The 25,625-nt window shown below is 43.6% G+C and carries 27 protein-coding genes; 24 read left to right on the top strand and 3 right to left on the bottom strand.

All coding sequences use genetic code 11. The features are described 5' to 3' along the window. Nucleotides 1–72: 72 nt before the first annotated feature. The 9 genes from ACH0QE_RS20400 to ACH0QE_RS20440 all read left to right on the top strand — a co-directional run bounded on the left by ACH0QE_RS20400 (nucleotide 73) and on the right by ACH0QE_RS20440 (nucleotide 8,302). Nucleotides 73–1,275: an IS4 family transposase gene (locus tag ACH0QE_RS20400; RefSeq protein ID WP_415802300.1), complete on the top strand. Its 1,203-nt coding sequence runs from the start codon at nucleotides 73–75 to the stop codon at nucleotides 1,273–1,275. A gap of 300 nt (nucleotides 1,276–1,575) precedes the next feature. Next, nucleotides 1,576–2,097 carry an A24 family peptidase gene (locus ACH0QE_RS20405; protein WP_415802301.1) on the top strand — a complete coding sequence of 174 codons (522 nt, stop codon included), beginning with the start codon at nucleotides 1,576–1,578 and terminating at the stop codon, nucleotides 2,095–2,097. After that, nucleotides 2,094–2,477, top strand: a complete 384-nt coding sequence (locus ACH0QE_RS20410) for a TadE/TadG family type IV pilus assembly protein (RefSeq protein WP_415802302.1) — start codon at nucleotides 2,094–2,096, stop codon at nucleotides 2,475–2,477. The genes ACH0QE_RS20405 and ACH0QE_RS20410 overlap by 4 nt, the downstream gene beginning before the upstream one ends. 10 nt (nucleotides 2,478–2,487) lie before the next feature. Beyond that, on the top strand, nucleotides 2,488–3,396 hold the full coding sequence (locus ACH0QE_RS20415; RefSeq protein WP_415802303.1) for a pilus assembly protein TadG-related protein: 909 nt from the start codon (nucleotides 2,488–2,490) through the stop codon (nucleotides 3,394–3,396). A 10-nt stretch (nucleotides 3,397–3,406) separates the two neighbouring features. Then, nucleotides 3,407–4,108 carry a Flp pilus assembly protein CpaB gene (cpaB, locus tag ACH0QE_RS20420; RefSeq protein WP_415802304.1) on the top strand — a complete coding sequence of 234 codons (702 nt, stop codon included), beginning with the start codon at nucleotides 3,407–3,409 and terminating at the stop codon, nucleotides 4,106–4,108. Between the two features lie 22 nt (nucleotides 4,109–4,130). Then, nucleotides 4,131–4,997 carry an AAA family ATPase gene (locus ACH0QE_RS20425; protein WP_415802305.1) on the top strand — a complete coding sequence of 289 codons (867 nt, stop codon included), beginning with the start codon at nucleotides 4,131–4,133 and terminating at the stop codon, nucleotides 4,995–4,997. Further along, entirely contained in the window at nucleotides 4,994–6,424 is a 1,431-nt protein-coding gene (locus tag ACH0QE_RS20430; protein ID WP_415802306.1) for a CpaF family protein, read from the top strand. The genes ACH0QE_RS20425 and ACH0QE_RS20430 overlap by 4 nt, the downstream gene beginning before the upstream one ends. Further along, nucleotides 6,421–7,380, top strand: coding sequence for a type II secretion system F family protein (locus tag ACH0QE_RS20435; RefSeq protein WP_415802307.1), 960 nt, complete (start codon nucleotides 6,421–6,423; stop codon nucleotides 7,378–7,380). The genes ACH0QE_RS20430 and ACH0QE_RS20435 overlap by 4 nt, the downstream gene beginning before the upstream one ends. 1 nt (nucleotide 7,381) lies before the next feature. Then, complete coding sequence (locus ACH0QE_RS20440) at nucleotides 7,382–8,302, top strand: type II secretion system F family protein (protein WP_415802308.1); 921 nt, start codon at nucleotides 7,382–7,384, stop codon at nucleotides 8,300–8,302. A 33-nt stretch (nucleotides 8,303–8,335) separates the two neighbouring features. Here the strand turns inward: ACH0QE_RS20440 and ACH0QE_RS20445 are convergent, their stop codons facing one another. Then, nucleotides 8,336–9,121 (bottom strand): hypothetical protein, encoded by a 786-nt coding sequence (locus ACH0QE_RS20445; protein ID WP_415802309.1) that lies wholly within the window; start codon nucleotides 9,119–9,121, stop codon nucleotides 8,336–8,338. A 718-nt stretch (nucleotides 9,122–9,839) separates the two neighbouring features. On the opposite strand from ACH0QE_RS20445, the gene ACH0QE_RS20450 reads away from it, so the two are divergent. The 9 genes from ACH0QE_RS20450 (at nucleotide 9,840) to cydS (ending at nucleotide 17,620) form a co-directional block, all read left to right on the top strand. After that, nucleotides 9,840–10,946, top strand: a complete 1,107-nt coding sequence (locus ACH0QE_RS20450) for a glycosyltransferase family 4 protein (protein ID WP_415802310.1) — start codon at nucleotides 9,840–9,842, stop codon at nucleotides 10,944–10,946. Continuing rightward, nucleotides 10,943–11,710, top strand: coding sequence for a HipA family kinase (locus ACH0QE_RS20455; RefSeq protein ID WP_415802311.1), 768 nt, complete (start codon nucleotides 10,943–10,945; stop codon nucleotides 11,708–11,710). The genes ACH0QE_RS20450 and ACH0QE_RS20455 overlap by 4 nt, the downstream gene beginning before the upstream one ends. A 152-nt stretch (nucleotides 11,711–11,862) precedes the next feature. After that, nucleotides 11,863–12,759 carry a UTP--glucose-1-phosphate uridylyltransferase GalU gene (gene galU / locus ACH0QE_RS20460; RefSeq protein ID WP_415802312.1) on the top strand — a complete coding sequence of 299 codons (897 nt, stop codon included), beginning with the start codon at nucleotides 11,863–11,865 and terminating at the stop codon, nucleotides 12,757–12,759. 1 nt (nucleotide 12,760) lies between these two features. Further along, nucleotides 12,761–14,080, top strand: coding sequence for a UDP-glucose dehydrogenase family protein (locus tag ACH0QE_RS20465; RefSeq protein WP_415802330.1), 1,320 nt, complete (start codon nucleotides 12,761–12,763; stop codon nucleotides 14,078–14,080). A 135-nt stretch (nucleotides 14,081–14,215) separates the two neighbouring features. After that, on the top strand, nucleotides 14,216–14,560 hold the full coding sequence (locus tag ACH0QE_RS20470) for a hypothetical protein (RefSeq protein ID WP_415802313.1): 345 nt from the start codon (nucleotides 14,216–14,218) through the stop codon (nucleotides 14,558–14,560). Next, nucleotides 14,520–14,864 (top strand): phosphatase PAP2 family protein, encoded by a 345-nt coding sequence (locus tag ACH0QE_RS20475; protein ID WP_415802314.1) that lies wholly within the window; start codon nucleotides 14,520–14,522, stop codon nucleotides 14,862–14,864. The genes ACH0QE_RS20470 and ACH0QE_RS20475 overlap by 41 nt, the downstream gene beginning before the upstream one ends. Nucleotides 14,865–15,141: 277 nt before the next feature. Continuing rightward, nucleotides 15,142–16,488, top strand: coding sequence for a cytochrome ubiquinol oxidase subunit I (locus ACH0QE_RS20480; RefSeq protein ID WP_415802315.1), 1,347 nt, complete (start codon nucleotides 15,142–15,144; stop codon nucleotides 16,486–16,488). Further along, a complete protein-coding gene (locus ACH0QE_RS20485; RefSeq protein WP_415802316.1) occupies nucleotides 16,485–17,510 on the top strand; it encodes a cytochrome d ubiquinol oxidase subunit II in 1,026 nt (341 codons plus the stop codon). The genes ACH0QE_RS20480 and ACH0QE_RS20485 overlap by 4 nt, the downstream gene beginning before the upstream one ends. A gap of 11 nt (nucleotides 17,511–17,521) precedes the next feature. Continuing rightward, nucleotides 17,522–17,620: a cytochrome bd oxidase small subunit CydS gene (gene cydS, locus ACH0QE_RS20490; RefSeq protein WP_415802317.1), complete on the top strand. Its 99-nt coding sequence runs from the start codon at nucleotides 17,522–17,524 to the stop codon at nucleotides 17,618–17,620. 46 nt (nucleotides 17,621–17,666) lie between these two features. On the opposite strand, the gene ACH0QE_RS20495 is transcribed toward cydS, so the two are convergent. Continuing rightward, nucleotides 17,667–17,990: a BC1872 family protein gene (locus tag ACH0QE_RS20495; protein WP_415802318.1), complete on the bottom strand. Its 324-nt coding sequence runs from the start codon at nucleotides 17,988–17,990 to the stop codon at nucleotides 17,667–17,669. 148 nt (nucleotides 17,991–18,138) lie between these two features. Here ACH0QE_RS20495 and ACH0QE_RS20500 point away from each other — a divergent pair, with 148 nt between their 5' ends. Then, a complete protein-coding gene (locus ACH0QE_RS20500; protein WP_311072390.1) occupies nucleotides 18,139–18,267 on the top strand; it encodes a hypothetical protein in 129 nt (42 codons plus the stop codon). Between the two features lie 157 nt (nucleotides 18,268–18,424). On the opposite strand, the gene ACH0QE_RS20505 is transcribed toward ACH0QE_RS20500, so the two are convergent. Further along, the gene (locus ACH0QE_RS20505) at nucleotides 18,425–19,417 is read right to left on the bottom strand and encodes an LLM class flavin-dependent oxidoreductase (protein ID WP_415802319.1); all 993 of its coding nucleotides are present in this window, start codon (nucleotides 19,415–19,417) and stop codon (nucleotides 18,425–18,427) included. 505 nt (nucleotides 19,418–19,922) lie between these two features. Here ACH0QE_RS20505 and ACH0QE_RS20510 point away from each other — a divergent pair. The 5 genes from ACH0QE_RS20510 (at nucleotide 19,923) to ACH0QE_RS20530 (ending at nucleotide 25,519) form a co-directional block, all read left to right on the top strand. Further along, nucleotides 19,923–21,524: an ATP-binding protein gene (locus ACH0QE_RS20510; RefSeq protein ID WP_415802320.1), complete on the top strand. Its 1,602-nt coding sequence runs from the start codon at nucleotides 19,923–19,925 to the stop codon at nucleotides 21,522–21,524. Between the two features lie 42 nt (nucleotides 21,525–21,566). Then, the gene (locus ACH0QE_RS20515) at nucleotides 21,567–22,238 is read left to right on the top strand and encodes a response regulator (protein WP_415802331.1); all 672 of its coding nucleotides are present in this window, start codon (nucleotides 21,567–21,569) and stop codon (nucleotides 22,236–22,238) included. Nucleotides 22,239–22,436: 198 nt separating this feature from the next. Next, complete coding sequence (locus ACH0QE_RS20520; RefSeq protein ID WP_415802321.1) at nucleotides 22,437–23,447, top strand: tripartite tricarboxylate transporter substrate binding protein; 1,011 nt, start codon at nucleotides 22,437–22,439, stop codon at nucleotides 23,445–23,447. An 88-nt stretch (nucleotides 23,448–23,535) separates the two neighbouring features. Then, the gene (locus ACH0QE_RS20525) at nucleotides 23,536–23,994 is read left to right on the top strand and encodes a tripartite tricarboxylate transporter TctB family protein (protein WP_415802322.1); all 459 of its coding nucleotides are present in this window, start codon (nucleotides 23,536–23,538) and stop codon (nucleotides 23,992–23,994) included. Between the two features lie 13 nt (nucleotides 23,995–24,007). After that, nucleotides 24,008–25,519 (top strand): tripartite tricarboxylate transporter permease, encoded by a 1,512-nt coding sequence (locus ACH0QE_RS20530; RefSeq protein ID WP_415802323.1) that lies wholly within the window; start codon nucleotides 24,008–24,010, stop codon nucleotides 25,517–25,519. The last annotated feature ends 106 nt before the right edge of the window (nucleotides 25,520–25,625 follow it).

Raw genomic sequence — 25,625 nt, forward strand, 5'->3', positions numbered from 1 at the left:
ACACATAAAAAAATCCTTATAATTAGTAGGAAGGTCAATGTCCTGTCCAAATCCTAATTATAAGGAGTTCCCATGGACAAGAGTAACACAATATCAGTATTTAATAAATACCTATATCCGATGGGTGAAGGTGTTTTAATAAAAATGACAGAACAACTTGAACTTGATAAGTATGTAAAAAAATTTAAGATTATTCCTTTTGTAAAACTGTTTACCTACGCACAATTAAAACGAATTACTAGTTTAACTGATATTAGTTTTGAGTTAAACAAGGACTCCAAACTCCAGAAAGAAATTGGATTAAAGTCAATTAGTAAATCCCAATTGTCAAGGAAGTTAAGTGACATTTCCCCTTCTATTTTTGAGGCCGTACTGAGACATCTCATACAGCAGGTACGTCAAATATATGGAGTTGGCAAAGGGAATCAAAAGCTTAGAAAGCTGCATCTTATCGATTCATCAACCATCACTCTTAGTCTTAAGGAGCATCCTTGGGCCCCTAAGAATCGTTTTACTTCTGGTATCAAATTGCATACGCGCGTGGTGTTTCATGATGATGTTACATACTTAGATGATCTAATTATTACACCTGCAAGACCATCTGATGTAGCACAGTTAGATGCTCTCTTAGTCAATATACCTGGTACCTTCCATGTTTTTGATCGAGGGTATTTTGACTTCAAGAAGTTCGACAGACTCTGTTCAGAAGGAATTCGGTTTGCCACACGAATTAAGGAGAACACAGTGGTTGAAGTGGTTGAAGAAGTTCCTGTGCCAAAGAACTCATCCATTCTAAGAGAAGCTGTTGTTTTTCTGGGGAAGATGAAACATCCTCTTCGTTTGATAGAAACAGTCGATAGCGAAGGAAAACAGATCCAAATTATTATTAATGATGCAAAAATCCCGGCAGAGGAAGTAAGTGCTATTTATCGGGATCGCTGGAAAATAGAGTTGTTTTATAAGTGGATGAAACAGCATACGGTATTAAAAACGATGTATGGTAAAAGTCAAAATGCAGTACATAACCAAGTTTATATGGCGATGATTTCCTTTTGTTTAACTCTATTATTACAGGCTGATTCAGGGTTTAAAGGTACCTTATTAGTGTTAAAAAAGCATATTGAAAAATTTGTATTAAATACATATCCAGAATTTAAGAAGGAATTATTTAAGCCTCCTTCAAGATCCTCTGCCGGAAGAAAAAGGTATGATCACGAACAAGTATTTAAAGAAATAGTTATGGGCGTGGAAGCAGGAGAATTTAGAAATAATTAATCGTAGATAAGTGTAAAAATATGGATAAAGGACACCTTCAATGATGTCACTTTATCCTTTTTTTCTTTTCTCGAGGATTTAATAAGTCGGAATATTCACTTATTTTAACCAGGTACAATTTCACTAATAAATTTTTCATTTGACTTATCAGCAACACTTTAATGCAACGCTAGTGAATCTTCTATGCGATTGGAACTTGTTAATACAGTATTCTTACCAGTCAGAGGTACAGACCGAAACAGCCTCGCGTTGAAAAACGTGAGGCTTTTTTAAAACTCCTCACTGAAATGAGGTAGATGAATGTTAGTTGATTTTTTATTGATAGCATTAATAGTCATTTGTGTGATCACCGATTTGAGAGAACGGAAGATTTATAACAAGGTGTTACTGCCGTTTTTACTGGCTGGCCTCGTTTTGAATTCAGTAACTGATGGAATTTTGGGCCTTGGCTTTTCGCTTTCCGGCACAGTAGTTGGTTTCTCTATTTTATTGATCCCTTATTTGTTAGGTGGAATGGGTGCTGGAGATGTGAAGCTGCTTGCGGTGATCGGTGGCTTGAAAGGGGCCGTATTTGTATTGACGGCTGCTGTTTATATGGCGCTTGCTGGTGGGATTCTGGCGTTATTAATCCTTTTTTTCAGAAAGGGTGCCTTAAACAGGCTAAAGCAGATTGGCATATTCCTGGGCGGGCTGCGCAGTGGTATGAAAGTTCCGCTTGGACTGGATAAGGAATCCCTGACCACCACCTATCCATATGGGGTGGCCATTGCGATTGGAGCTGTGGCTGCGATTGTGTTTCCGAATGGAGGGGGATTGTTATGAGGCGTGATGAGAGAGGGCAATCACTCGTTGAGACTGCCCTCGTACTGCCGGTTCTTTTATTGCTGTTGGTAGGCATTTTGGATTTTGGCAGGATAATGTATTCTTATGCCCATCTTCATATGGCGGCCCAGGAAACTGTCAGGGTGGGAGGTCTCGGTAAAAGTGATTCCGAAGTCACTGCTTTTGCCAGGGATTACGTTCAGCTGAATGAGATTGATAAACTGGCCATCTCTATCTCTCCAGGAGATGCGGGACGGGTGGCTGGTGACTATTTAACTGTGAAGTTGGAATATCCTTATCAATTTTTCACTCCGTTTATATCCAGCCTGTTTTCTTCATCCTTGACGATAAAGGCGGAGTCAACGATTAGGGTTGAGTGAGGAGGACTAAATGGCAAAAAGATGGTTAGCGGAAGAATCAGGGAACACCATCCTTTTGGCAGCTCTTTCGATGTTTGTCATCCTTAGTATTGCCGGCCTTGCAATCGACGGCGGGATGGTTTATATGACGAAGGCGGAGCTTCAGAAAACGGCTAATGCTGCTGTCCTTTCTGGAGCACAGGAGCTGACCAACAATGAAGCGAAGGTTGAAGAGGTGGTACGAAACATCGTAGCAGCCCATAAGGATGGCTCTTCTGTCGACAATATATCAATAGAGATGGAGAAGAAGGTCGGCATCGATTTGTCCAAAAAAGTCGATCTGGCATTCTCAAAACTGCTTGGCTTTGAAACTGTCGATGTCAAAGCACATTCTGCTGCCGAGTTAAGAACGATGGGACGGGCAGAAGGAGCAGCACCGCTTGGGATTGATGACAGTATCCCGCTAGAGTTCAATAAAGAGTATCAGTTAAAGGTGGATACTGGTGGAGTAGAATATGGAAATTTCGGAGTCCTGGCCCTCGGAGATACAGGAGCTCGGCCTTATGAAGAGAACCTGCGCCATGGCTATCAAAACGAGCTTTCTGTGGGAGATATCGTCATCACACAAACAGGTAATATTGCCGGTAAAACAAGGGAAGTGGTCAAGGAGAAAGTGAATTCCTGTCCAGAACTCCCAAGGGATATAAATTCAAGGAACTGTTCAAGGATTCTGCTTGTCCCTGTCTATAAACCATACAGCACGGATGTCAATCAGGTAAAAGAAGTGAAAATTACTGGTTTCGCTTATTTCTATATTACCGATCCTATGGACAGCCATGACACTTCAATCAAGGGTATTTTCATCAAACGTGCAGGAACGGGTTTTGAAAGTGAAGCAGCCGCCTTTAAAGGCGCATACAGCATTCGAATAACGGAGTAGGTGATCAAATATGCGGTCAAAGCTTGTTTTGGTCCTCGCATTAGTAATGGGAATTGTAACGACATTTTTATTCTTTCAATATATGAATCAAGTGAAAGCTGAAAAGGCAATGAACAGTAATCTGGTTGAAATTGTTGTCGCCAAAGAGAAAATCTTAAAAAATGAACAAATCACTGCACAGAAGCTTGGGATAATGATGGTACCTGAGAAGGCCCTGCATGCCAATGCGATAAAAAATCAGGAAGAGGCAGTTGGCAAGCTTGCCAATGCAGATATCGAACAGGGTGAGGCAGTACTGTCCCACCGACTTGGGTCACAGGTCACTGAACATGTCTATGTCTCCAGGAAAGTCCAGGATGGATACAGGGCAGTTTCTGTTGGTTCAAATTTCAATCAGTCAGTTTCAAACTTAATAGAACCGGAAGACGAAGTTGATATTATTTTTTCAAAAAAGGTTGATGGACCAGAGGCGAAAATCGAATCCACAATCATTTTGCAAAAGGCAAGGGTACTGGCAGTAGGGCGAAAAATGGTTCTGCCAGAGGATACTCAAGAACCATATGCCGAGTATTCCTCGGTAACGGTGGAACTCACACCTGAGGACGCTGTTAAGCTTGTCAATTCGGCAGAACAAGGGAATATCCATTTCATGCTGCATAAGCGGCCAGTCATAACGGAAAAAGAAGCAGCGGGCGACAGCGACCAAGATTGAAGAAGATGGAGGGTGACCAATCATGGAAAATACGGATGAACTGCAAATACATGAAAAGAAGCCGGCTAAGATGAAACGTGGCGAGCTTATTGCCGTTTGCAGTGCAAAAGGCGGGATTGGTCGCACGGTCCTGACGGTCAATCTGGCTGGAGCTTTGGTGAAGAAAAATATATCTGTCGCGATATTGGATGGGGATTTTCAATTTGGTGATATCGGTCTTGCCATGGACTTGAAGTCTTCTTTTACCATTAAGGAAGTAATTGAAGGAATCAGCACTCTTGATGAGCATAGCCTGGCTGGCTATATGTCCAGGCATGAAAGCGGCGTGAAGGTCATGGCGGCACCGGACCGGCCTGAGTATGCAGACCTTGTTACAAAGGAATCAGTTGATAAAGTTCTCGACCTGATGCTGTTGAATTATGATTATGTGGTCGTCGATACATCTGTTGGCCTTAATGATCATACAGTCCATATCGCTGAAAAGGCGGATCAGATCATGGTCATGGCCAATCTTGAAATGACAGCATTGAAGAATACGAAACTGATGCTTGAGACCTTCGAAATCCTGGAACTGCGCAATAAAGTGACACTTGTAGTGAACCGGGCGAATATGGAAAGTGTGATACAGGCAGAGGATGCCGCGCGTATTTTGGGTTATGAAGATCCTGTATACATCCCGAATGACTTCCAGGTTTGCTCTCAATCCCTTAACATCGGGATTCCATTTGTCATCAACCAGGGGAAGACGGATGTAGCCAAAGCTATTTTTAAAATGGCCGAACGAATCACAAGCAGGCGTGAGATAACCATGTTCAAGGAACCAGCAAAACCTTCTTTCCTATCCAAATTAATTGGCAGAAAACGCATGAAGGGAGGAACAGCACAATGAGCCTTCTGAACCGCATACAGGAAAGGACACAGCAAGCAGAAGGAGCAGATAGCCAGCAAGACGAATTTGTTGCCCAGCCCGCTCCACAGCAGAAGATAGACATCCGGTCTGTGTTCAGGGAACCAAACAAGAAAGATGTCGTCAGTCCTGAAGTCAAGAGAAAGCAGGATAAGCATCAGGAGCTTAAAAACCTGATACATAAGAAAATACTCCAGGAATATAAAGATGCGCCTGTAGAGGATATCATTCCTCAGCTGGATGCGATGGCAATTGAAATCATGAAAGAGGATGAGCAATTCCGGGGCAGCATTGACCGAAAAAAGGTCGTCGATGAACTGAGAAATGATTTAACGGGGTTTGGGCCAATCAATCCGCTCTTGATTGATGAGGATGTCAGCGAGGTTATGGTGAATGGACCGGCTCAGGTCTATTGTGAACGAAAAGGGAAAATTGAGCTGACCTCGATTATGTTCAGGGATGAAGAGCATGTCATGAGCATCATCGAAAAAATCGTTGCTCCGCTGGGCAGGAGGATCGATGAAAGTTCCCCGATGGTCGATGCCCGGCTTCCGGATGGCTCTCGTGTCAATGCGATCATCCCTCCGCTTGCATTGAATGGGCCGACAGTCACAATCAGGAAATTCTCGAAGGACCCTTTTCAAATTGAAGATTTGGTTAACTTCGGAACGCTTAGCAATGAAATGGCAATCTTTCTAGAGGCATGTGTAAAAGCAAGACTTAATATATTTGTCTCCGGTGGAACGGGCTCCGGAAAAACGACGACACTCAATGTGTTGTCCAACTTCATTCCTCATGATGAGAGGATTATCACGATTGAGGATGCAGCTGAGCTCCAGCTGGGGCAGGACCATGTTGTATCTCTAGAATCAAGACCGCCCAATATCGAAGGGAAGGGTTCAATCACCATAAGGGACCTTGTCAGGAACTCGCTTCGTATGAGGCCTGACCGGGTGGTGATCGGTGAGGTCCGTGGCGCCGAAGCTCTGGATATGCTTCAGGCGATGAATACGGGACATGATGGCTCCCTAGCCACGGGGCACTCCAACAGTGCAAGGGATATGATTGCCCGTCTTGAAACAATGGTGCTGCTTGCAGGTGTCGAACTCCCGGTAAAAGCGATTCGCGAACAAATCGCTGGAGCGCTTGATGTCATTATCCAGCAGTCACGTTTGAAAGATGGTTCCAGAAGAATAACCAGCATTACCGAGGTGCAGGGAATGGAAGGCGATGTCATCGTCCTTCAGGATATTTTTTCGTATAAACAACAAGGGGTGGATGAGAACGGTAAAATCATTGGCCGCCTGATCCCGACCGGAGTACGGCCCAAGTTTTATGAACGCCTTGAAGCATCAGGAATTCATATTCCGGCGAATGTGTTCATTGAAGGTGAGGAGTGGGGAGAATGATCTATGTCCTTACCGCTCTGTTCATGATGACAGTATTTTTATTTTTTTACTCGATTTTTCAGAGGATATTTCTCTCGGACAAGCGTTTGGAGAAGCGTATTGAAAAATACCTGGCGAGCTCTGGGACGAAGCTAGACCGGAAGCAATATAATTTGATGGTTTACTACCAAATGACAAAGCAAAAGGTCAGGAAGAACATGCTGACCAAGGAGAAGAATTCAAAGCTAGAGACGATGCTAAGACGGTCCGGCCTTCCGTTGAAGCCAGAGGAATATATTTTATTCAGGTGGCTGGCAGCTGGAATTACAGGATTTCTCTTACTCCTTGTTTCCGGAAACATTCTTCTAATGGCAGTCGGTTTTTTAATGGGATTCATGCTGCCACGCTGGTATGTGAAGAAGAAAATCAAGGAGCGAATCGTCAAATTCAACGACGGCCTTCCAGATATGATTTCTACAATTGTCGGATCCTTGAGGGCCGGATTTAGCTTCCAGCAGGCTTTGAAAACTGTGATTGAGGAAGCAGGTTCACCGATAAAGGAGGAAATGGACAGTGTCATCAAGGAGATGCAATACGGAGCTAGTCTTGAGGATTCCTTGAATGAGCTTAAAGAAAGAATGCCAAGCGAAGATTTGGATTTGATGATTCAGGCAATTTTGATTCAGCGTCAGGTAGGGGGCAATCTTGCTACCGTGCTTGATAAAATTGTGCAGACGATCAGGGAGCGGACGAAAATTCACAGACAGATATCTTCACTGACAGCTCAAGGGAGGTTATCAGGAATCGTTATTGGTTTGTTACCGATCATTCTGGCTTTCGTCCTGTATTTAATTGAACCTGATTATATCGGAACTCTTTTTCGGCACCCAGTAGGAATTGCTTTGACGATTGCAGGGGTTTTCTCTGGCATCATCGGATTTGCGCTGATCCGCAAAATTACGGCAGTCGAGGTGTAGGATGCTATACTTTACTTTTTTCTTAACGATTTCTTTTGCCATATATGGACTTTATTTGATGAGGGCAGAGAAGGCCACCCATCTGAAAAAGCGTATGTCTACCTTCGTCAGCGGCGTGAAGGAAGAAAATCCGGATGTCACTGAAAAGGCCAGCAATGCTTCCTTATATGAGCGAATCGGAAAGCCATTGATGAATGACTTTAAAAGAAGCTTTAAACGGAGGATGCCAGGCGAAAAGGAAGCAAAAATCGAGACGAAGCTACAGCTTGCAGGAAGTCCTTTTGGGATGACACCTGTTGACTTCAGGCTGTTGCAAATCTCCCTCGTGCTGCTGCTCCCGTTTTTGGCAGGTGGATATGGCGCGGTCCTCCAGGCAGGTTATGCAGGCATAGTCCTGTTCCTCCTAATTGGGCTGGCAGCGGGCACATTCCTGCCGCACTATTATTTAAGCATCAAGAGAAAGGCAAGGAATAAAAGCGCGTTAAAGGAGCTTCCTGATATTCTTGATCTACTGACAGTCAGTCTTGAAGCGGGACTTGGATTTGATTCCGCAGTCAGCAAGGTCGTATCAAAAAAGGATGGCGTGCTTTCCGCTGAGTTCCATAGGAGTCTTGAAGAGCTGAGGCTTGGCCGAACGAGAAGAGAAGCGCTTACGGGAATCAAAAACCGGATCGAAGTCGAGGAAGTGCGAGCTTTCATCAGCAGCATCCTGCAGGCTGAAAAGCTGGGGATCGGTATGGTCCAGGTGCTTCGTGTCCAGTCCAATGAGGTTCGGGAACGACGGAGGCAGCGCGCCGAGGAAGAAGCTATGAAGGCACCGGTGAAAATGTTGTTTCCCCTTGTTCTGTTTATCTTCCCAAGCTTATTCATCGTTTTGTTAGGCCCGGCATTGATCCAATTTATCCAAACTTTCTCAAAATAAAAGAATAGACTGGCATTTGAGGCCAGTCCATTCTTATTTTTTCGCGATTTTTGAAGGGTTATTGATTTTATAAGCTACTGATACATCGAGAAGCATTGATTCATCTTCCACGTCCTTACCTTTTGGAAGACTCTTTTTGACGATTTTGCCGTCGAATTCAAGCTGCTGTCCCGGCTCCAGTTCGTGTTTTTTCAGCGTTTTGCTGTGTGAGCCCCATGCAAGACCAACCTCGATTGGTTCCTCCTGTTCAATCCGGACATTCTCGAACACGACTACTTCGTCATTATCCTCATTGAAATGGTTCCAGCTTAGTGCAAACTGCTTCACCGTCGCGGTAAAATGAACCTTTTCTTCTGGCAGCACTAATTTAGGAGCCTTTTCCTTTTTTACTTTTTCCTTTTTTGCAGGTTTTTCTGCTTTTGCTTCTGTTGCTGAAGGAGCCATTACTCTAGGCTTCTCTTTCTCCACCTCTGAAGCTGCACTTTCATCACCTGAAGCTTGAGGGATGATTTCCTTCCCAAAGCTTGAAGACTGCATCTCCTTCAGGTACGCAGGGTGGATACAAGTTAAGTTCCCATCCGGGTATTCAATTACAAGAGTATTGAATTCAGCTGTTTCACCAAAGATTTCATAACCCTTTATTGTCACAAGACAATGTTGATATCTGTCTTTGTACCAAAAATCCTTCTTCGTGCTCAAACCCCATTCTTTAACCTTCTCGAGATAATGAGCTTCATCCTCAAATTCTTCGTACATGCCTTTAGGCGGGATATATTGAGTCAAATGCGACTGACTAGTGCCTGCAACTGAGTTTGCCATCTGTCCACTTCCTTTCATGTCTATTTTACCGTTACAAGACAGAGAAAAAAAGCGCTATGTCATGACGGACAGAAATGGAGGGAAGACCCCGATTCTTGTCCGTCATCAAGGCTATGACGGACAGAAATGGAGGGGAAGAAGCAATTCTTGTCCGTCGTCAAGGCCATGACGGACAGAAATAGAGGGAAGACCCCGATTCTTGTCCGTCATCAAGGCTATGACGGACAGAAATGGAGTGGAAGAAGCAATTCTTGTCCGTCATCAAGGCCATGACGGACAGAAATAGAGGGAAGACCCCGATTCTTGTCCGTCGTCAAGGCCATGACGGACAGAAATAGAGGGAAGACCCCGATTCTTGTCCGTCGTCAAGGCCATGACGGACAGAAATAGAGGGAAGACCCCGATTCTTGTCCGTCATCAAGGCTATGACGGACAGAGATGGAGGGGAAGAAGCAATTCTTGTCCGTCATCAAGATAATGACAGACAGAATTGGAACTAATAGGGCAATTATTGCCCGTCATACATCGCCGCCCATATCTCTACCAGCACACATTTTCCTTTTACTAGTTTCATGCCCTTACGTTTTTTGCCAACATCGAATTTATTAATAAGAAGCGGAACTTAACGCTCGCAAGGAGGACCATCATGGATACGAAGTATTTGAAAAAATGCATGAAGGAAATTAATGTGACGAATCTATAGTGAGGAGAAACCAATATGAAAGTACTAGTAATCTGGCATCTGCTTTCAGTTGGCGGTGTAAATGCCGGATGGCGGAATCGTACGATTTACTTTAAAAAACATGGAATCGATACTGAGTTTCTATATACGACCGATCTTGGCGGGCTTCACATCATGGAAGATATCGCTCCTGTCTATTTAACTAAAGATGAAAACGAAATTATAAGTATTATACAGTCCAATGAATATGATGCAATCATCGTCATCGATACGAAAGATGCCTATAGGTGGGTCCGTAAAGCAGGGTTTTCCGGTCCAGTAATCATAGAAGCCCGTACTCCGGAGATTATCAAGCTCCAGCCCCATTTGAAATCCCTCAGGGAAATAAAACCTAAAACCATCATTGTCCCATCCAATTACCAGAAACGTGTTGTCTCCATTCTAACTGAAAGCAAACAGGTTGAGGTCATATATAACGGTGTGGATCTATCCTTTTTCCGTCCGCTGCTGGAAAGAGAGATCGACTATTCCAGTGAACCTATTTTGGCGACAGATAAAAAAATTGTTGGCTGGATTGGTTGTTTGGAGGAACGGAAAAACTGGCAGATGCTTCTGAAGGTAGCGAAAAGGATCAAAAAAGAGCGGAAGGATATTGAATTTTGGGTAATTGGCGGTGCGCAAAGTGTCCAGCGTGCAGAGTTCGCGGAGAAATGGCAAGAGGAAAGCCTCTCTGACATCATAAAATGGCATCCTGTCATCCCTTATCACCAAATGCCAAACGTCTATGCAAAAATACGCAAATCCGGGGGTTGCACGCTGGCAACGACAAAGTCCGAATCCTTTGGCAATACTTTTATCGAATCGATGGCTTGCGGTGTTCCAGTCGTTGCTCCTAACATGATGCCAGTCACCGAGCTGGTTCTTCAGGAGAAAACAGGAATGCTGTATTACAGTCAAAAGGTTGATGATGCCGTAAAAAAGCTTTATTCCATCATTGACGCTCCTGAATTACAGCAGCAAATGTCCAGGGCGGCCATCCAGCATGTCAAGCAGCATTTTGCCATCGAAGTTGTAGCTGATCAATATCTCGATCTATTATATGAAATTATTTACGGAGATCGGTTAAGAGGGGACCAGTCATGATAAAACCCGTAGCTTACCGTCGGAAACTCGAAGGAAAACCAAATGCGCACCTGATTGCTTTTGATGATGGCAGAGACTATGTGGTGAAGTTCCTTCAGGCTGGGTTTGAAAAAACTTTGCCAAATGAATGGGTTTCCTATTGTCTGGCGAGATACCTGGGTCTGCCAGTGCCATTTGCCTGCCTTGTTGAAATGCCCGAAGAATTTACCGGAAAAATTCCTGAGCTTGCTCAGTTTATTCCTACCAAGCATCAATTCGCCTCGTTGTATGTGCCAAATTGTCTTGACGGCCATCATGTATCGAATGTTAGCGGAATTGTGAATTCAGAAACGCTTGCCGGCATCATCCTTTTCGATTATTGGCTATGCAACAGGGGGCGGACACGAAAAAATATTCTTTTGCAAGAAGTGGCAAATGAAATCTATCATTTATGGATCATTGATCATGCCGAAATTCTCGGATCGTATAGTTGGGAGATTTCCAGCCTTGAAAAATTGCCAACTGGATTGAGAAAAAGTGCTGCCCAACAAATGATGGCAACATTTATCGAGAATGAGGATGCCTTCGCAGAGCCGCTTGAACTGATTCAGACCATACCGGTTTTTTTAATCGAAGAAATTGTCTCAACGATTCCCGATGATTGGATGGTTACGAATGAAGAGAAAAAAGCGATGGTGACTATGCTGTTGAAGCGGCGCAAGAAGGTCCTTCCGAAGCTGCTGCCTCGTTTTATAAGAAAAGTATATTTACCTCTGCATAGATGACTCTTTGCCTATAGCGGGAGTTCTTTCTTTTAGGCAGGAACCTATTACCTGCACCGGTTAATAGTCTATTTTCGAATTGGTAGGCCTTTAACGTGCCGGGTGCTAGGCCTTTTGAATATACAAGACTATGGGATTCAAAAGGGAGGCAGTATATGAAAATCCGCAAAGCGATTATCCCGGCAGCCGGGCTCGGGACACGGTTTTTACCGGCAACAAAAGCACAGCCTAAGGAAATGCTGCCGATCGTTGATAAGCCGACAATCCAATATATCGTAGAGGAAGCAGTCGCCTCGGGGATTGAGGAAATCATTATCATCATCGGCAGGGGAAAACGATCGATAGAGGATCATTTTGATAAATCCTATGAACTGGAGGATGCGTTATTAAAGAAGAATAAGCTTGATATGTTAGAAGAGGTCCAAAATATATCAAGCCTGGCAAATATCTATTATGTCAGGCAAAAGGAAGCGCTGGGCCTGGGACACGCCATCCTTTGCGCCCGAAGCTTCATCGGCAATGAGCCGTTCGCCGTTTTGCTTGGCGATGACATTGTGATGTCCGAAACCCCATGCTTGAAGCAAATCATCAATGTATTTGAATACTGCAATAGCTCGGTTGTAGCCATGCAAAGTGTTGCTGATAACGATGTCAGCAAATATGGGATCATCAAGCCAAAGGGGGCGAACCTGGAGCCGAACCTCTTTTATATCGATTCGCTCGTAGAAAAGCCCTCGAAAGATGAGGCACCTTCAAACTATGCGGTTATGGGACGTTATGTACTGAGACCGGAAATCTTTGATGTGCTGGCTAATCTTCCAGCGGGCCACAGTGGAGAGCTGCAGCTGACCGATGCCATCAATGAGCTTAATAAGCGTCAGGCAGTCCTGGCATATAATTTCGAAGGCAAGCGATATGATATCGGGGATAAAATCGGTTTCATCAAGGCAACGGTGGACTTTGCGCTGCAAAGGGAAGATACCAGGAATGATGTCATTCAGTATTTAAAAGGTGTATCCGAGATGACGGGCATGAAGAGAGAGTGTGACTGACATGAAGGTCGCTGTACTTGGAACAGGTTATGTAGGATTATCCACTGGAGTCTGCCTCGCGGAAATCGGCCACGAGGTAGTTTGCATAGACGTTGATGAAAGGAAAATAGACATCCTTAAGGAGGGAAAGTCCCCGATTTATGAACCGGGACTTGAAGAGCTTCTTATTAAAAACTCCACCGAAGGAAGACTGGCCTTCACTACTTCTCATCAGCAAGGATTAAGCGAAGTAGAAATCATCATCATTGCCGTCGGTACACCTCAGAGTGCTGACGGACAGGCGGACCTGAGCTTTCTTGAACAGGCCGCAAAGGACCTAGCTGAACATATTGTCCAGGATTGTATAGTCGTGGTTAAGAGTACGGTGCCGGTTGGCACGAATGAATATTTGAAACAGTTGTTACTCGGGCAGTTGAAAAATAATGTTGAAATCAAGATGGTTTCCAACCCTGAGTTTCTGCGGCAAGGGTCAGCCATCCTGGATACCTTGAAAGCGGACAGAATTATCATAGGCACTGACGATGCAGGTGCTTCTAAAAAAATCCAGGAGATGTACCGGCCGCTAAACGTTCCGTTTTTATTGACGGATGTGAGAAGCGCAGAAATGATCAAATACGCCTCCAATGCTTTTTTGGCAACGAAGATTAGCTTTATCAATGGAATCGCCAATCTTTGTGAAGCTGTAGGAGCAGACGTTGAGGATGTAGCGAAGGGGATGGGCTACGATAAGCGGATTGGAACAGCTTTTTTAAAAGCAGGAATAGGGTATGGCGGCTCTTGTTTTCCAAAGGATGTTAAAGCGCTGCTGCACACATCCAGGGAGAAAGGGGTACCATTTTCATTATTGGAAGACACGATTGCCATCAATGATCATCAGCAAGAGCTGCTTGTAGGAAAAGCATTAAAACGTTTCGGAGAACTAAAGGGGAAGAAAATCGCCATGCTCGGCCTGTCATTCAAGCCGGAAACAGATGACATGAGGGAAGCACCGTCGATAAAAATTGCACGGCTTTTAACTGCTGCAGGTGCTGAGGTTGCAGCCTACGACCCTGTTGCAGCCAGCAACGCAAGGACAGTCATAGGTGATGTCATCACCTATTTGGACTCAGCATTGGAAGCCGCAAAAGATGCAGATGGTTTGTTTATTGTCACCGAGTGGGAAGAGTTCAGACAGCTTGATGTCGAAGCTGTATTGGATATCATGAAACAGCGAATCATCTTTGACGGCAGAAATTGCTTAGATGCAGCAGTTCTCCAGGACTGCGGACCAATCGAATATTATCCAGTCGGGAAGCCGGCGATTATTTTAAGAGGGGGATGATTGAGTTCATTCCTTTTTTTGTTTGTTTTGTGAATGTTACTAACTTGCTAATGAGGTAATCATGAAAGAGCTTTTTAAAATAGCGGTTCTGGGAATAGTAAGGGTGAATTAAAACGTAAGTGGAGGGAATAATTCGTGAAGTTTAATCTCCAGCTTTTAATTGCCTTTTTTGGTTCATTATTCGGTTTTATTCTAATGTCTTACATGGTACAGGCAGAACATCTTGTTGCATTCGACCGGGTTGTCATTGATAGGGTGCAGGGGCTCGAAGCAGAAGGCCTGACAGCGGCCATGAAATTCCTTACATATATTGGCTCCTTAAAATTTATTGTAATCCTGACCATTCCAATTTTCCTATTTCTTTTTTACGTGTTAAAATACAGGCTGGGAAATCCTTGTTTTCCTGTCTGTTGTATATATTACACCGATTTTGAACAGGTTGCTGAAACTGTATTTTCATCGCGCCCGTCCGGACTTTAACAGGCTGATTGAAATAGGGGGATACAGTTTTCCGAGCGGCCATGCGATGAATGCTTTTTCTTTTTATAGCATCCTTGCCTTCCTGCTCTGGCGCCATGTCCCAACCCGGATGGGGAGAATCGCTGTCATCCTCCTTAGCACCTTTATGATCTTAGCGATTGGGTTGAGCAAGGTTTATTTAGGTGTCCATTATCCGAGTGATATTATCGGCGGCTTCCTTGCCAGCGGCTTGTGGGTGGCAGTTGTTATCTGGTTTTTCCAAAGGTATAAAGAAAAGCTAGAAATACAAGAACTGGCACACTAATAATATCCTGATTTCTCGTTTTAACACCTTTGAGAATGGGAATAAAATGAAAGACGCTAAAATGGATTATATAACATATTTCTCTCACATTTATAATGTATAAAAGATTAGGTCAGAGGCTGCACAAAAATGTGATTTGGTGAACAAACTCTCGAGGTGACTTTATGTATAAAAAACAAGAAAGAGTGCTTATGTGGCTTGCTTTTATTGTGGCGGCAATCATGGGCCTGTCTTTTATCGGAAGAATTTTTGCCGGATAGAAAAGGGGTATTGAAGAATGGGGAATGAAGAATCAGTTTTTTTTAGTCGTGTTTTAACGGAGCTTACATTATCCTTCCATATTATTTATGCCACCATCGGAGTGGGAATACCGTTAATGATCATGATCGCTCAGTGGCTGGGAATCAAAAAACAGGATGAGCATTATATTTTGCTGGCAAGAAGATGGACGCGCGGCTTTGTCATCACCGTTGCGGTTGGAGTTGTGACTGGAACGGCGATTGGCCTGCAGCTGTCATTGCTCTGGCCTAATTTTATGGAACTGGCGGGAAACGTGATCGCTCTACCGCTGTTCATGGAAACCTTTGCGTTCTTCTTTGAAGCAATTTTCCTGGGAATTTATCTCTATACTTGGGACCGGTTTGAAAATCAGAAGAAACACTTGCTGCTATTGATTCCGGTTGCGGTGGGAGCATCCTTTTCAGCTGTGTTCATCACAATTGTCAATGCCTTCATGAATGCGCCGCAAGGCTTTGACCTTGTGAACGGCCAGCTGGTCAATATCAATCCAGTTCTTGCGATGTTCAACCCGGCGATGCCGACGAAGGTCGCTCATGTGCTGGCGACAGCTTATATGACATCAGCTTTTGTACTCGCTTCGATTGGCGCCTTCCGACTTTTAAAAGGATCGGATCATATCTACCATAAAAAAGCGTTATTTTTAACGATGAAAATCGGTCTTATTTTTTCAATTGCTGCTGCGGTCATCGGGGATTTTTCAGGGAAATACCTCGCTGAATACCAGCCGGAAAAGCTGGCGGCAGCGGAATGGCACTTCGAGACAAAAGAGGGTGCGCCGTTGATGTTGTATGGTGTTCTTGATGATGGCGAAGTAAAATATGCGCTTAAAATTCCATATGCACTCAGTATTCTCGCTCACAGCGATCCTAACGCAGAAGTGATCGGTCTGAATGAATTTCCTGAAGACGAGATCCCCCCTTTGTACATTCATTATTTGTTTGATGGAATGGTGACAATCGGGATGTGGATGACGGCCCTTTCGCTTGTCTATGTGGTCGGTGTATGGATGAAATGGAGCTTTATCAGGACAAGATGGTACCGCTGGCTGATTGTCTTCGGGGGACCGCTTTCAATGCTTGCGATTGAACTTGGCTGGTGGTTCGCTGAAGTCGGAAGGCAGCCATGGATCCTTAGAGGAATCATGAAGGTTGAGGATGCAGCAACCACGAGCGGACAGGTCGATTTGATGCTGCTCCTGTTTGCAGGTTTATACTTGATTCTTGCCATTGGCAGCACCGTTGTATTAACAAGGATGTTCCGGAAAAATACAGTTGAACAGGAACTGACAGACAGGGAATTGGAGAAGGAAGGTGAGTTTCGATGACACTTGAAATAATAGGGATTTCGGTTCTTTGGCTCTTTCTTTTTGGGTATGTCATCGTCGCCTCCATCGATTTCGGAGCAGGTTTTTTCAATGCCTATAGCCTGTTCAGAGGAAAGCAGCATATCCTGACAGGGATTATTCAGCGTTATTTATCGCCTGTTTGGGAAGTCACGAATGTATTCCTTGTATTTTTCTTCGTGGGAATTGTCGGGTTCTTTCCGAAAACAGCTTATTACTATGGAACCATCCTGCTCGTTCCGGCCAGCATTGGGGTTGTTTTACTGGCGATCCGCGGAGCTTATTATGCGTTCACGACTTACGGTGGACTGAAGCACAAGAGGTACACGTATTTGTATGGACTCACGGGCTTGTTCATCCCTGCCTCCCTATCGATCGTGCTGACGATTTCAGAGGGAGGCTTCGTAGAAGAGACGTCCTCAGGGATTGAGTTGGACTACTGGGCACTTTTCACCAGTCCTTTGACCTGGAGCATTGTTGTTCTGAGTCTGACTGCAGTCCTTTATATATCTGCCGTATTTTTAACCTGGTATGCGAATAAGGCACAGGATGAACCGGCTACGGAACTGCTGAGGAAGTATGCCTTGATTTGGTCTGTGCCGGCAATCATTACTGCAACAGGAATCATCGTGGAACTGAGGGGCCATAACCCTGAGCATTACAGCAGATTGGTTGATCTTTGGTGGCTGTTTGCCATCTCCTTCATCCTATTTTTAGGAACAGTGTATCTGATTGGGAAACGCAAGGCATACGGAGTGGCATTCGGACTATTGACCGGGCAATTCTTTGTTGCTTTCTTTGCGTATGGAGTTTCCCATTACCCGTATCTGTTATATCCGTTTCTGAGCATATACGACAGCTTTACAAATGAAGCGATGGCGATTGCGCTCATCATCGCGTTCATTGCAGGGCTGGGGCTTCTGCTTCCGTCACTGTACTTGCTGCTGAGGTTGTTTTTATTTAATAAAGACTATGTCCAGGGGAAAAGGAACGACCACGCTTAGGAGGTTTGAAAATGGCTGAATTCACAATGTTTTATGCGCCTTTCATTGTCATTATCGCATCGATTGTCGCGGCCTTCTGGCTGGCAGGGAAGGATGAAAAGTTGGAATAATTCAAAAGAGCTGTCATCCAAGGTGTGGATGGCAGCTCTTTTTGCATTACGAAAGCTTGCGCCACAGGGAAGTACTGGACACAACTGAGTCATTTTCAATGATGGCATAGGCAGCATTTGTGATTGCTTCAGGCAGATTTTCCCCCGTACCTTTGAATTGATTAAAAGCGGCCACGGAAACTCCATTAGATGAGAAGCTGTAGCCTAATTTCTCCAGTCTCTCGACAACCAGCATCGCATGTACAAGGTTACGCTCCGGCTGGAATTCGGAATCATTGATAAATACACCTTTTTCATAATCATACCAGCGATCCCATCTGTTAAGCTTCCAGCCCAAAATCCTCCGTGCAATTGCATCCGTTTTAGTCATGTTTCTACCTCTCTCCAATTTAGTTGTTATATAACAGAATATTTAATTAAATTATATTACATAACAGAATCGAAGTGCAATGACAAAGATTTATTTTCCGAAATTTTATTTTTGAAAATTGAGCATCTTAAAAGTGGGGGTGACAATCATGAATGAAAAAGAAATTAGCCAGCCTAATGTAAGGTTGGGCGGAAAGATCGCAAAGGAAAAAGGTCGCACGAACGGTGAGCTAGGCAATGACCAGGACATCAATTCTGGAAAAAACCGTAAAAAATAAGAAAGAGGGATACCCATGACAAATCGTAACGATAACCGTGAACGTAAAAACAAATATCCTAACAATAAAGAGAGAAATATATCCAAAGATGTGAATATCCGAAGCGAAATGACTAAAAAAGATTTAAAGGAATAACAGGAAGGGGGATTCCCCCTTCTTAAAACAAGGCGTCAGCCAACAATGCGTATGTATTTACCTTATCCTCGAAGCTATACAAATTATTGATAATCATGAACTCTTCAGTCCTGTATACTTCGCTAAGCTTCAAAAGTTCGTCTCTTACTTGTTCTGGTGTTCCAATGATCATCCGTTTACGATTTTCGAGGATCTTAGATCGATCGCCAACTGTTAATGGAGTGTTCCTCGCCTCCTTCAGCGACGGAATTCTCGTATCCATTCCTTTTTCTACTCGCAAAAGCCATAAATCCTGGCTCAAAGCCAGTTCTTCAGCCTTATCCTGGGTTTCCGCGCAAACCACGAATACACAGGCATTTGCTTTAGGCTTATCCAGTATAGGCGATGGTTGAAATTCGCGATAATATTGTTCCAGCGCTCGTTCACCGTTAACTGGCGTAATGAAGTGGCCATATGTAAAAGCTGTTCCATGTTCGGCAGCGAGTCTCGCACCTCGATGTGTAATCCCTAATAGCCATAATTCAGGAGAACCGGACACTTCTGGGTAGGCTTTTACCTGTTGGTATGGGTGGTCTCCGGGTAAATCATTTCTTAAAAATCCCTGCAGGTCTTTAACCTGTCTCGGGAATTCGTTAAGGCTTTTCCGCAGCCCATCAGTCAATGCAAGCCTTGTCGTGGCTGACCCTCCCGGAGAACGTCCTAATCCCGCATCAATACGGTTCGGGAACAGCGCCTCCAGAACTTTGAAATTTTCCGCGACTTTATAAGGACTGTATTGCGGAAGCAGAACACCTCCAGAACCTACTCTGATTTTTCGAGTCCTGGATGCTATATGGGAAATCAGTACTTCTGGAGAGGAACCAGCGATGCCATTAGTATTATGATGTTCTGCCACCCAGAACCTGGTGTACCCAAGATCTTCAGTAATTTGTGCCAACTCCACCGTCTTTCTTAAAGCTTGCCCAGCTGAATCCCCTTTGCTGATGACAGATTGGTCAAGAACACTTAATTTCATTTTAACCCCCCTTTAAATGGTTGATTTCCCCAATATGCAAACAAATTGTGAATTGAGCAGGCCTTCAGTTTTTTAGTGGACACTAATATCAAACTAACGGACAAAAATTACGATAAGGCCGGTGTTTTGTCCGATAGAGCCCTTCTAATGGACAAGAATTGCGAAAAGGCTGCTCGTTTTGTCCGATAGAGCCCTTCTAACGGACAAAAATCACGAAAAGGCCAATCGTTTTGTCCGATAGAGTTCTTCTAACGGACAGAAATGGCGAATAAGCTGTCCGGCTTGTCCAATAGAGTTTTTTCAACAGTATTCCCCGTTAGCGTACAGACAAACTAGCACCAGCAAGGATAGCCATCTGGGAATCAACACTTTTGGAAGCAATATTTCTTCCATCATCAATGTAAAAAAGCGCCAGGGTCTTCAAACTTGATAGATTAGGGTGACAAGAATGGTAAAAATAATTAGAATATTAATAGATTTATAATAATTTTTTACCGGGGGAGTCATGAAACGAAAAAAACTTCCAATGTCCCTGCAAACGAAAATCATTGGCTCAAATATTTTGAATACCGTGTTTATCATCTCCATTTTCCTTGTCATTTCACTGGTGATTGAATATAAGCAGGTTGAAAAGCAGAGGGGAAACCAGGCGCTTCAATTGGCTAAAACTGTAGCTTCGATGCCAACGGTAATTCTTGCTTTTGAGCATGATGATCCCTCTAAAACACTCCAGCCTCTCATGAATCAAATCAGGAGGGAAACGGGGGCTCAATTCATTGTTGTAGGTAATAGAGACGGACTCAGGTATGCGCATCCAGATGAGAAGAAACTTGGCCTAACAATGGTTGGAGGAGATAACAGCCCTGCATTAAAAGGTGAGTTTTATATATCGAAAGCGAAGGGATCCCTTGGCCAGTCAATTAGGGGAAAGGGCCCTATCAGAAATCAGCAAGGGGAGATAGTCGGCATCATATCAGTTGGTTATATGATTGCTGACCTGCAGGCGGACGCTTTTCAGAGGGGAAAAGAAATTGGGTTCATTTCATTAATCGTCGTGATGATTGGCATTCTCGCAAGCTATCTTTTGGCTAAAAACATCCGGAGGACAACTCTAGGCTTGGAGCCTCATGAAATGACGTCTTTGTACCTTGAGCGGAATGCAATCCTTTATTCGATAAAAGAAGGTATTATCTCAGTCGATAAAGATGGTTATATTACAATGATTAACCAATCTGCAAAGGAACTATTAGATATACAAGAGGACAGCTTAAATCAAAAGATAGAAATGATCATCCCCAATACCGGTGTCTATCGTGTGCTGGAATCAGGAAAACCGGACCGTGATCATGAAATTACATTGAGAAATAGAGATATGATCATTAACCGCACTCCAATTTTTGATAACGGTGAAGTGATCGGGGTAGTATCAACATTTCGGGATAAAACGGAAATCAATAATATGCTCGAAACTTTGACGGAAGTTCAAAGGTATTCTGAGGATTTACGGGCCCAAACACATGAATTTTCTAACAAGCTCTATGTGCTTTCAGGTTTGCTCCAATTGGGTAAGCATGACGAGGCAATTGAAATGATCCAGGCAGAATCGGAAGTTCATGAAAGTCAGAACAAAATTATATTTGACCAAATCTTTGATACGAAAATACAGGCACTATTATTAGGTAAGCTGGGAAAAGCTTCTGAGAAAAAAATACAGTTCATCATTGATGAGAATAGCAGTATGGGTCCGCTGCCCGCACATATTCCGTATACAGATGTAATATCGATCATCGGGAACCTGATTGACAATGCATTCGATGCTGTAGAAGGGAACAAAACGGGTGAGGTGACATTCTTCGCAATCGATCTGGGTGAGGACTTGATCATTGAAGTATATGATAATGGACCGGGGATTCCGGTCAAGGAAACAGATAAAATATTCGAAACAGGCTTTTCTACGAAAGGGGAAAAAAATCGTGGCTACGGCCTGGCAATTGTAAAGCAGGCAATTGACAAACTTCAAGGAAACATTGAGGTTAAATCTAAATCAGGCAAAGGATCGATATTGACTGTTTACTTGCCGAAAAAAAGGCGCAATGTTGCAAATTAGGGACTGCAGGAAGATTGAGAACAGGGAGAAGGGGTGATGAAGATGATCAAGGCAGCTATTGCTGAAGATGATTTCAGGGTTGCATCAATTCATGAACAGTTTTTAGAGAAAATTGAGGGTATTGCGGTCGTTGGTAAAGCATTGAATGCAAAGGAAGCCGTTGAGCTTTTGGAAAATAAAGAGGTAGATGTATTATTGCTGGATAACTATCTTCCGGACCGTAACGGTGTATCAATGCTGCCAGTTTTAAGAAAAAGGTTCGAGAATTTGGATATTATCTTGATTACTGCTTCTACAGAACGTAAAGTAGTGGAACCTTCGATCCGCAATGGAGTAGTTGATTATATAGTAAAGCCGGTCACTTTTGAACGATTCAAGGAAGCTCTGGAAAAGGTTGTAAGGCGCAGGGAACTAATGGAGTCGAATGAGGAATTTAACCAGGCTGTAATCGACCAGGTATTTACCGGAGGGCAGGCTGTCGGAGAAACCGATTTTCTGCCAAAAGGAATCGACCCGTTAACTCTCGAAAAAGTAGAGGAAACATTAAGTTCACTAACAAGTGGCATTAACGCGGAGGATTTAAGTGAACATTTAGGCGCTTCAAGAACAACAGCCAGAAGATATTTGGAATACTTAATTTCTGTAGGCAAGGCAAAGGCTGAACTAGAATACGGAATTGTTGGAAGGCCCGAGCGAAAATACTATTTGATTTGATGCATCTCCTTTAAAGGAGATGTTTTTTTATATGCATTTCAATACTCGCAATCCAATTTGGAAAGCCCTGTGAACAAAATGAACAAAATACCCAAAAAGATTTTTATGCAAGTAAAATTGTAAACGGTTACATTTTAATTATTCTGAATTAACATAGCTTTTAGGATGGAAGTTTGATCTTACAAAGGGGGAAACAAAATGAAAAAGTTTTTAGCGACGGCTACGGCATTCACGATGCTGCTGGCAGCAGGATGTTCGAACCAGTCTGCTGGCGACGGCAATGCAACAGGGGAAAATGGGGAATGGAAACCGACTCAACCGATTGAAATTACGGCTCCAGCTGGACCAGGCGGCGGTTGGGATACAACAGCACGTATGGCTTCGCAAGTTTTCGAACAGGAGAAAATCATTGACAAGCGTTTGCCGGTTGTCAATAAAGCTGGTGGAGGGGGAGCCATCGGATGGGCTTATATCGCCGGTAAAAAGGACAGCGAGCACAATATGTTTGTTGCATCTCCTCCATTAATTTTAGTGCCTTTAAATGGACAATCTGAATATGGTTATGAAGACTTCACCCCGCTTGCGAACGTAATTGCAGACTACGGCGCATTCGTTGTTAAGGCAGATGCGAAGTGGAATAACCTGAATGATCTGTTTGAAGATATGAAAAAGGATCCTGCAAGCGTCAGCGTTATTGGAACTTCATCACCGGGCAGTATGGATCATATGCAGTTTGTGAAGATTGCTAAGGCTGCTGGCGTTGATGTAACTAAAATTAAGTATATTTCTGACCCGGATGCGGGCGGTTTAACTGCTGTATTGAATGGAAGCGTGGATGTTTATACAACAGGTGTAGCAGAAACGATTGAACAAGTAAAAGCCGGAAAAATCAAAGTTCTCGGTATCACTTCTGAGGAGAGACTGGAAGGAGAAGTCTTATCTGACTTCCAAACAGCCAAGGAACAGGGAATTGATGAAACGTTTGTAAACTGGAGAGGCTTCTTCGGACCTCCGGGAATGGACCCTGCAGCCGTTAAGTACTATGAAGAAAAATTCAAAGAGCTAAGCGACTCGCCTGCGTGGGATGAAATTCGCAAGAAGTATGGATGGGGAGAACTTTACATGGATAGTGAAGAGTACAGCGAGTTCTTGAAAAAAGAAGCGGAAGACATGAAACAGCTTCTTGAAGAGCTAGGGTTGTCACGCTAACTTCCAGTCTGAATAAAAGTAAACGTATCGGAAGATAGAGCAGATTTGCCTGTTCTATCTTTCATTCTATTAGAAGAGGTGACCACCATTGCTTATAAGGATCAATCAAAAAGTTGCCGTTATCCTGGCAATTCTAGCAGGCTTCTATTTGCTATTAAGCTTTAACCTGCCGAAATATCCTAATGCCATTATTGATGCGGATGTTGTCCCAAAGGGTCTAGGCTTTCTTTTGCTGTTTTTCGCTGTCCTTCTTTATTTAGATAAAAAAGAAGAGACTGAAGCAGAAAAGCTAAAGCGTACTATCAGTAAAGAGAATGTTCTATTGTTATTAGCGGTTGTTGTTTTTATATTAATCTATATTTTCCTATTAGAAATCATTGGCTTTTTAATCATGACTGCTTTGTTTATCTTTGGATGTTCATTATTCCTTGGATATAGAAAGCATGTAACGAATGCAATAGTATCGATTGGATTTTCGTTAGTTATTTATGGATTATTCAACTATCTTTTGAAAATTAATTTGCCAGCAGGAATTATCCCGTTGTAAAGGAGGGTAGAGCATGGATGCATTTCAAGGTTTAATGTCAGGATTTCAAGTAGCATTTAGTTTACAGGGAATTTTATTTGTATTTATCGGTGTTTTTGTAGGTACATTCATCGGAATGATGCCAGGATTGGGGCCAATCAGCGCAATTGCGATCATGATCCCGATTACTTATAGCATGGATCCCACGGTAGCACTGGTTATGATGGCCGGGGTTTATTATGGTGCCATCTTTGGAGGCTCAAGTTCTTCAATCCTCTTGAACGCACCGGGTGTTGCTGGGACGGTTGCAACAGCGTTTGACGGATATCCGATGGCTCAGCAGGGTAAAGCAGGTAAGGCGCTGGCAATTGCGGCAATTGCCTCTTTTACAGGCGGAACAGTCAGTGTCATTTTGCTCATGTTATTCACGCCAATTTTATCAGCAGTAGCTGTATCATTCGGACCGGCTGAATATTTCGCCTTGATGTTCATGGGGCTGACAGCCATTTCAAGTTTGTCAGATGGATCAACTATCAAGGCATTCATCTCGGCAACCCTAGGGTTTATCGTAGTGACAATTGGAATCGACAGTCAGACTGGGACTAGCAGGTTCACGTTTGGCAACCCGAATCTTCTCGAGGGAATCGACTTCCTGGTCATCGCACTGGGGTTATTCGCTTTGGCGGAGGTCAGTACACTTGTCTTGAATCGAAAAGACAATTCAATGAGCGACAATAAAGAAATTGGCAGCCTGCGTCTATCCAAGCAGGATGTAAAGGAAATGAGCGGACCGATGGCAAGGCAATCCTTTCTGGGCTTTCTCATCGGTGTCTTGCCAGGAGCAGGAGCAACAATCGCTTCCTTCATTGCTTATATTACGGAAAAGAAGCTGGCGAAAAACCCAGAAGAATTCGGAAAGGGTTCAATCAAAGGACTTACGGCACCTGAAACAGCGAATAATGCCGCAACTGGAGGAGCATTTGTGCCACTTCTCAGCCTGGGGATTCCAGGGTCGGGGACAACAGCCGTTCTATTGGGAGCATTTTTAGTATTAGGCGTTCAGCCGGGTCCACTATTGATTCAGGATCGTCCAGAAGTATTCTGGGGAATCATCGCCAGTATGTATATCGGGAATATCTTTCTGTTAATCCTGAACCTTCCGTTGATTCCTTATATCGCGAGGGTACTCAGGATTCCAAGACCGCTATTAATCTCACTTGTGATCATTTTCAGCTTGATTGGGGTATATGCCATAAGCTTTAACACTTTCGATTTGTATATGTTAGTCGCATTTGGGGTTATAGGATTTTTGATGAGGATGTTTTCGTTTCCGGCAGCACCGTTCATCCTCGCCTTTATTCTTGGAGGAATGATGGAACAAGCTTTCAGGCAAACGTTGACGATCTCAAACGGAAGCCTGGCCATCTTTATGGATAAGCCAATCGCGCTGACACTGATCATTGTAAGCTTGCTGACAATATTAGTTCCGATGTTTACAGGGCGAAAAAAGCTTAGTGCAAAAAACGATGCTGGGAAACCTTTATAATGATGAAAAACTGCAGGCCAGGTAGCTTGCAGTTTTTCTTTTTCTAACGTGTACCGGTGTTCCAATTTTTACATCCCATATCTCCTGGGAGAATGTTTACCAGCAT

The sequence above is a fragment of the Mesobacillus sp. genome (assembly GCF_047739415.1).
Classification (GTDB): domain Bacteria; phylum Bacillota; class Bacilli; order Bacillales; family Cytobacillaceae; genus Mesobacillus.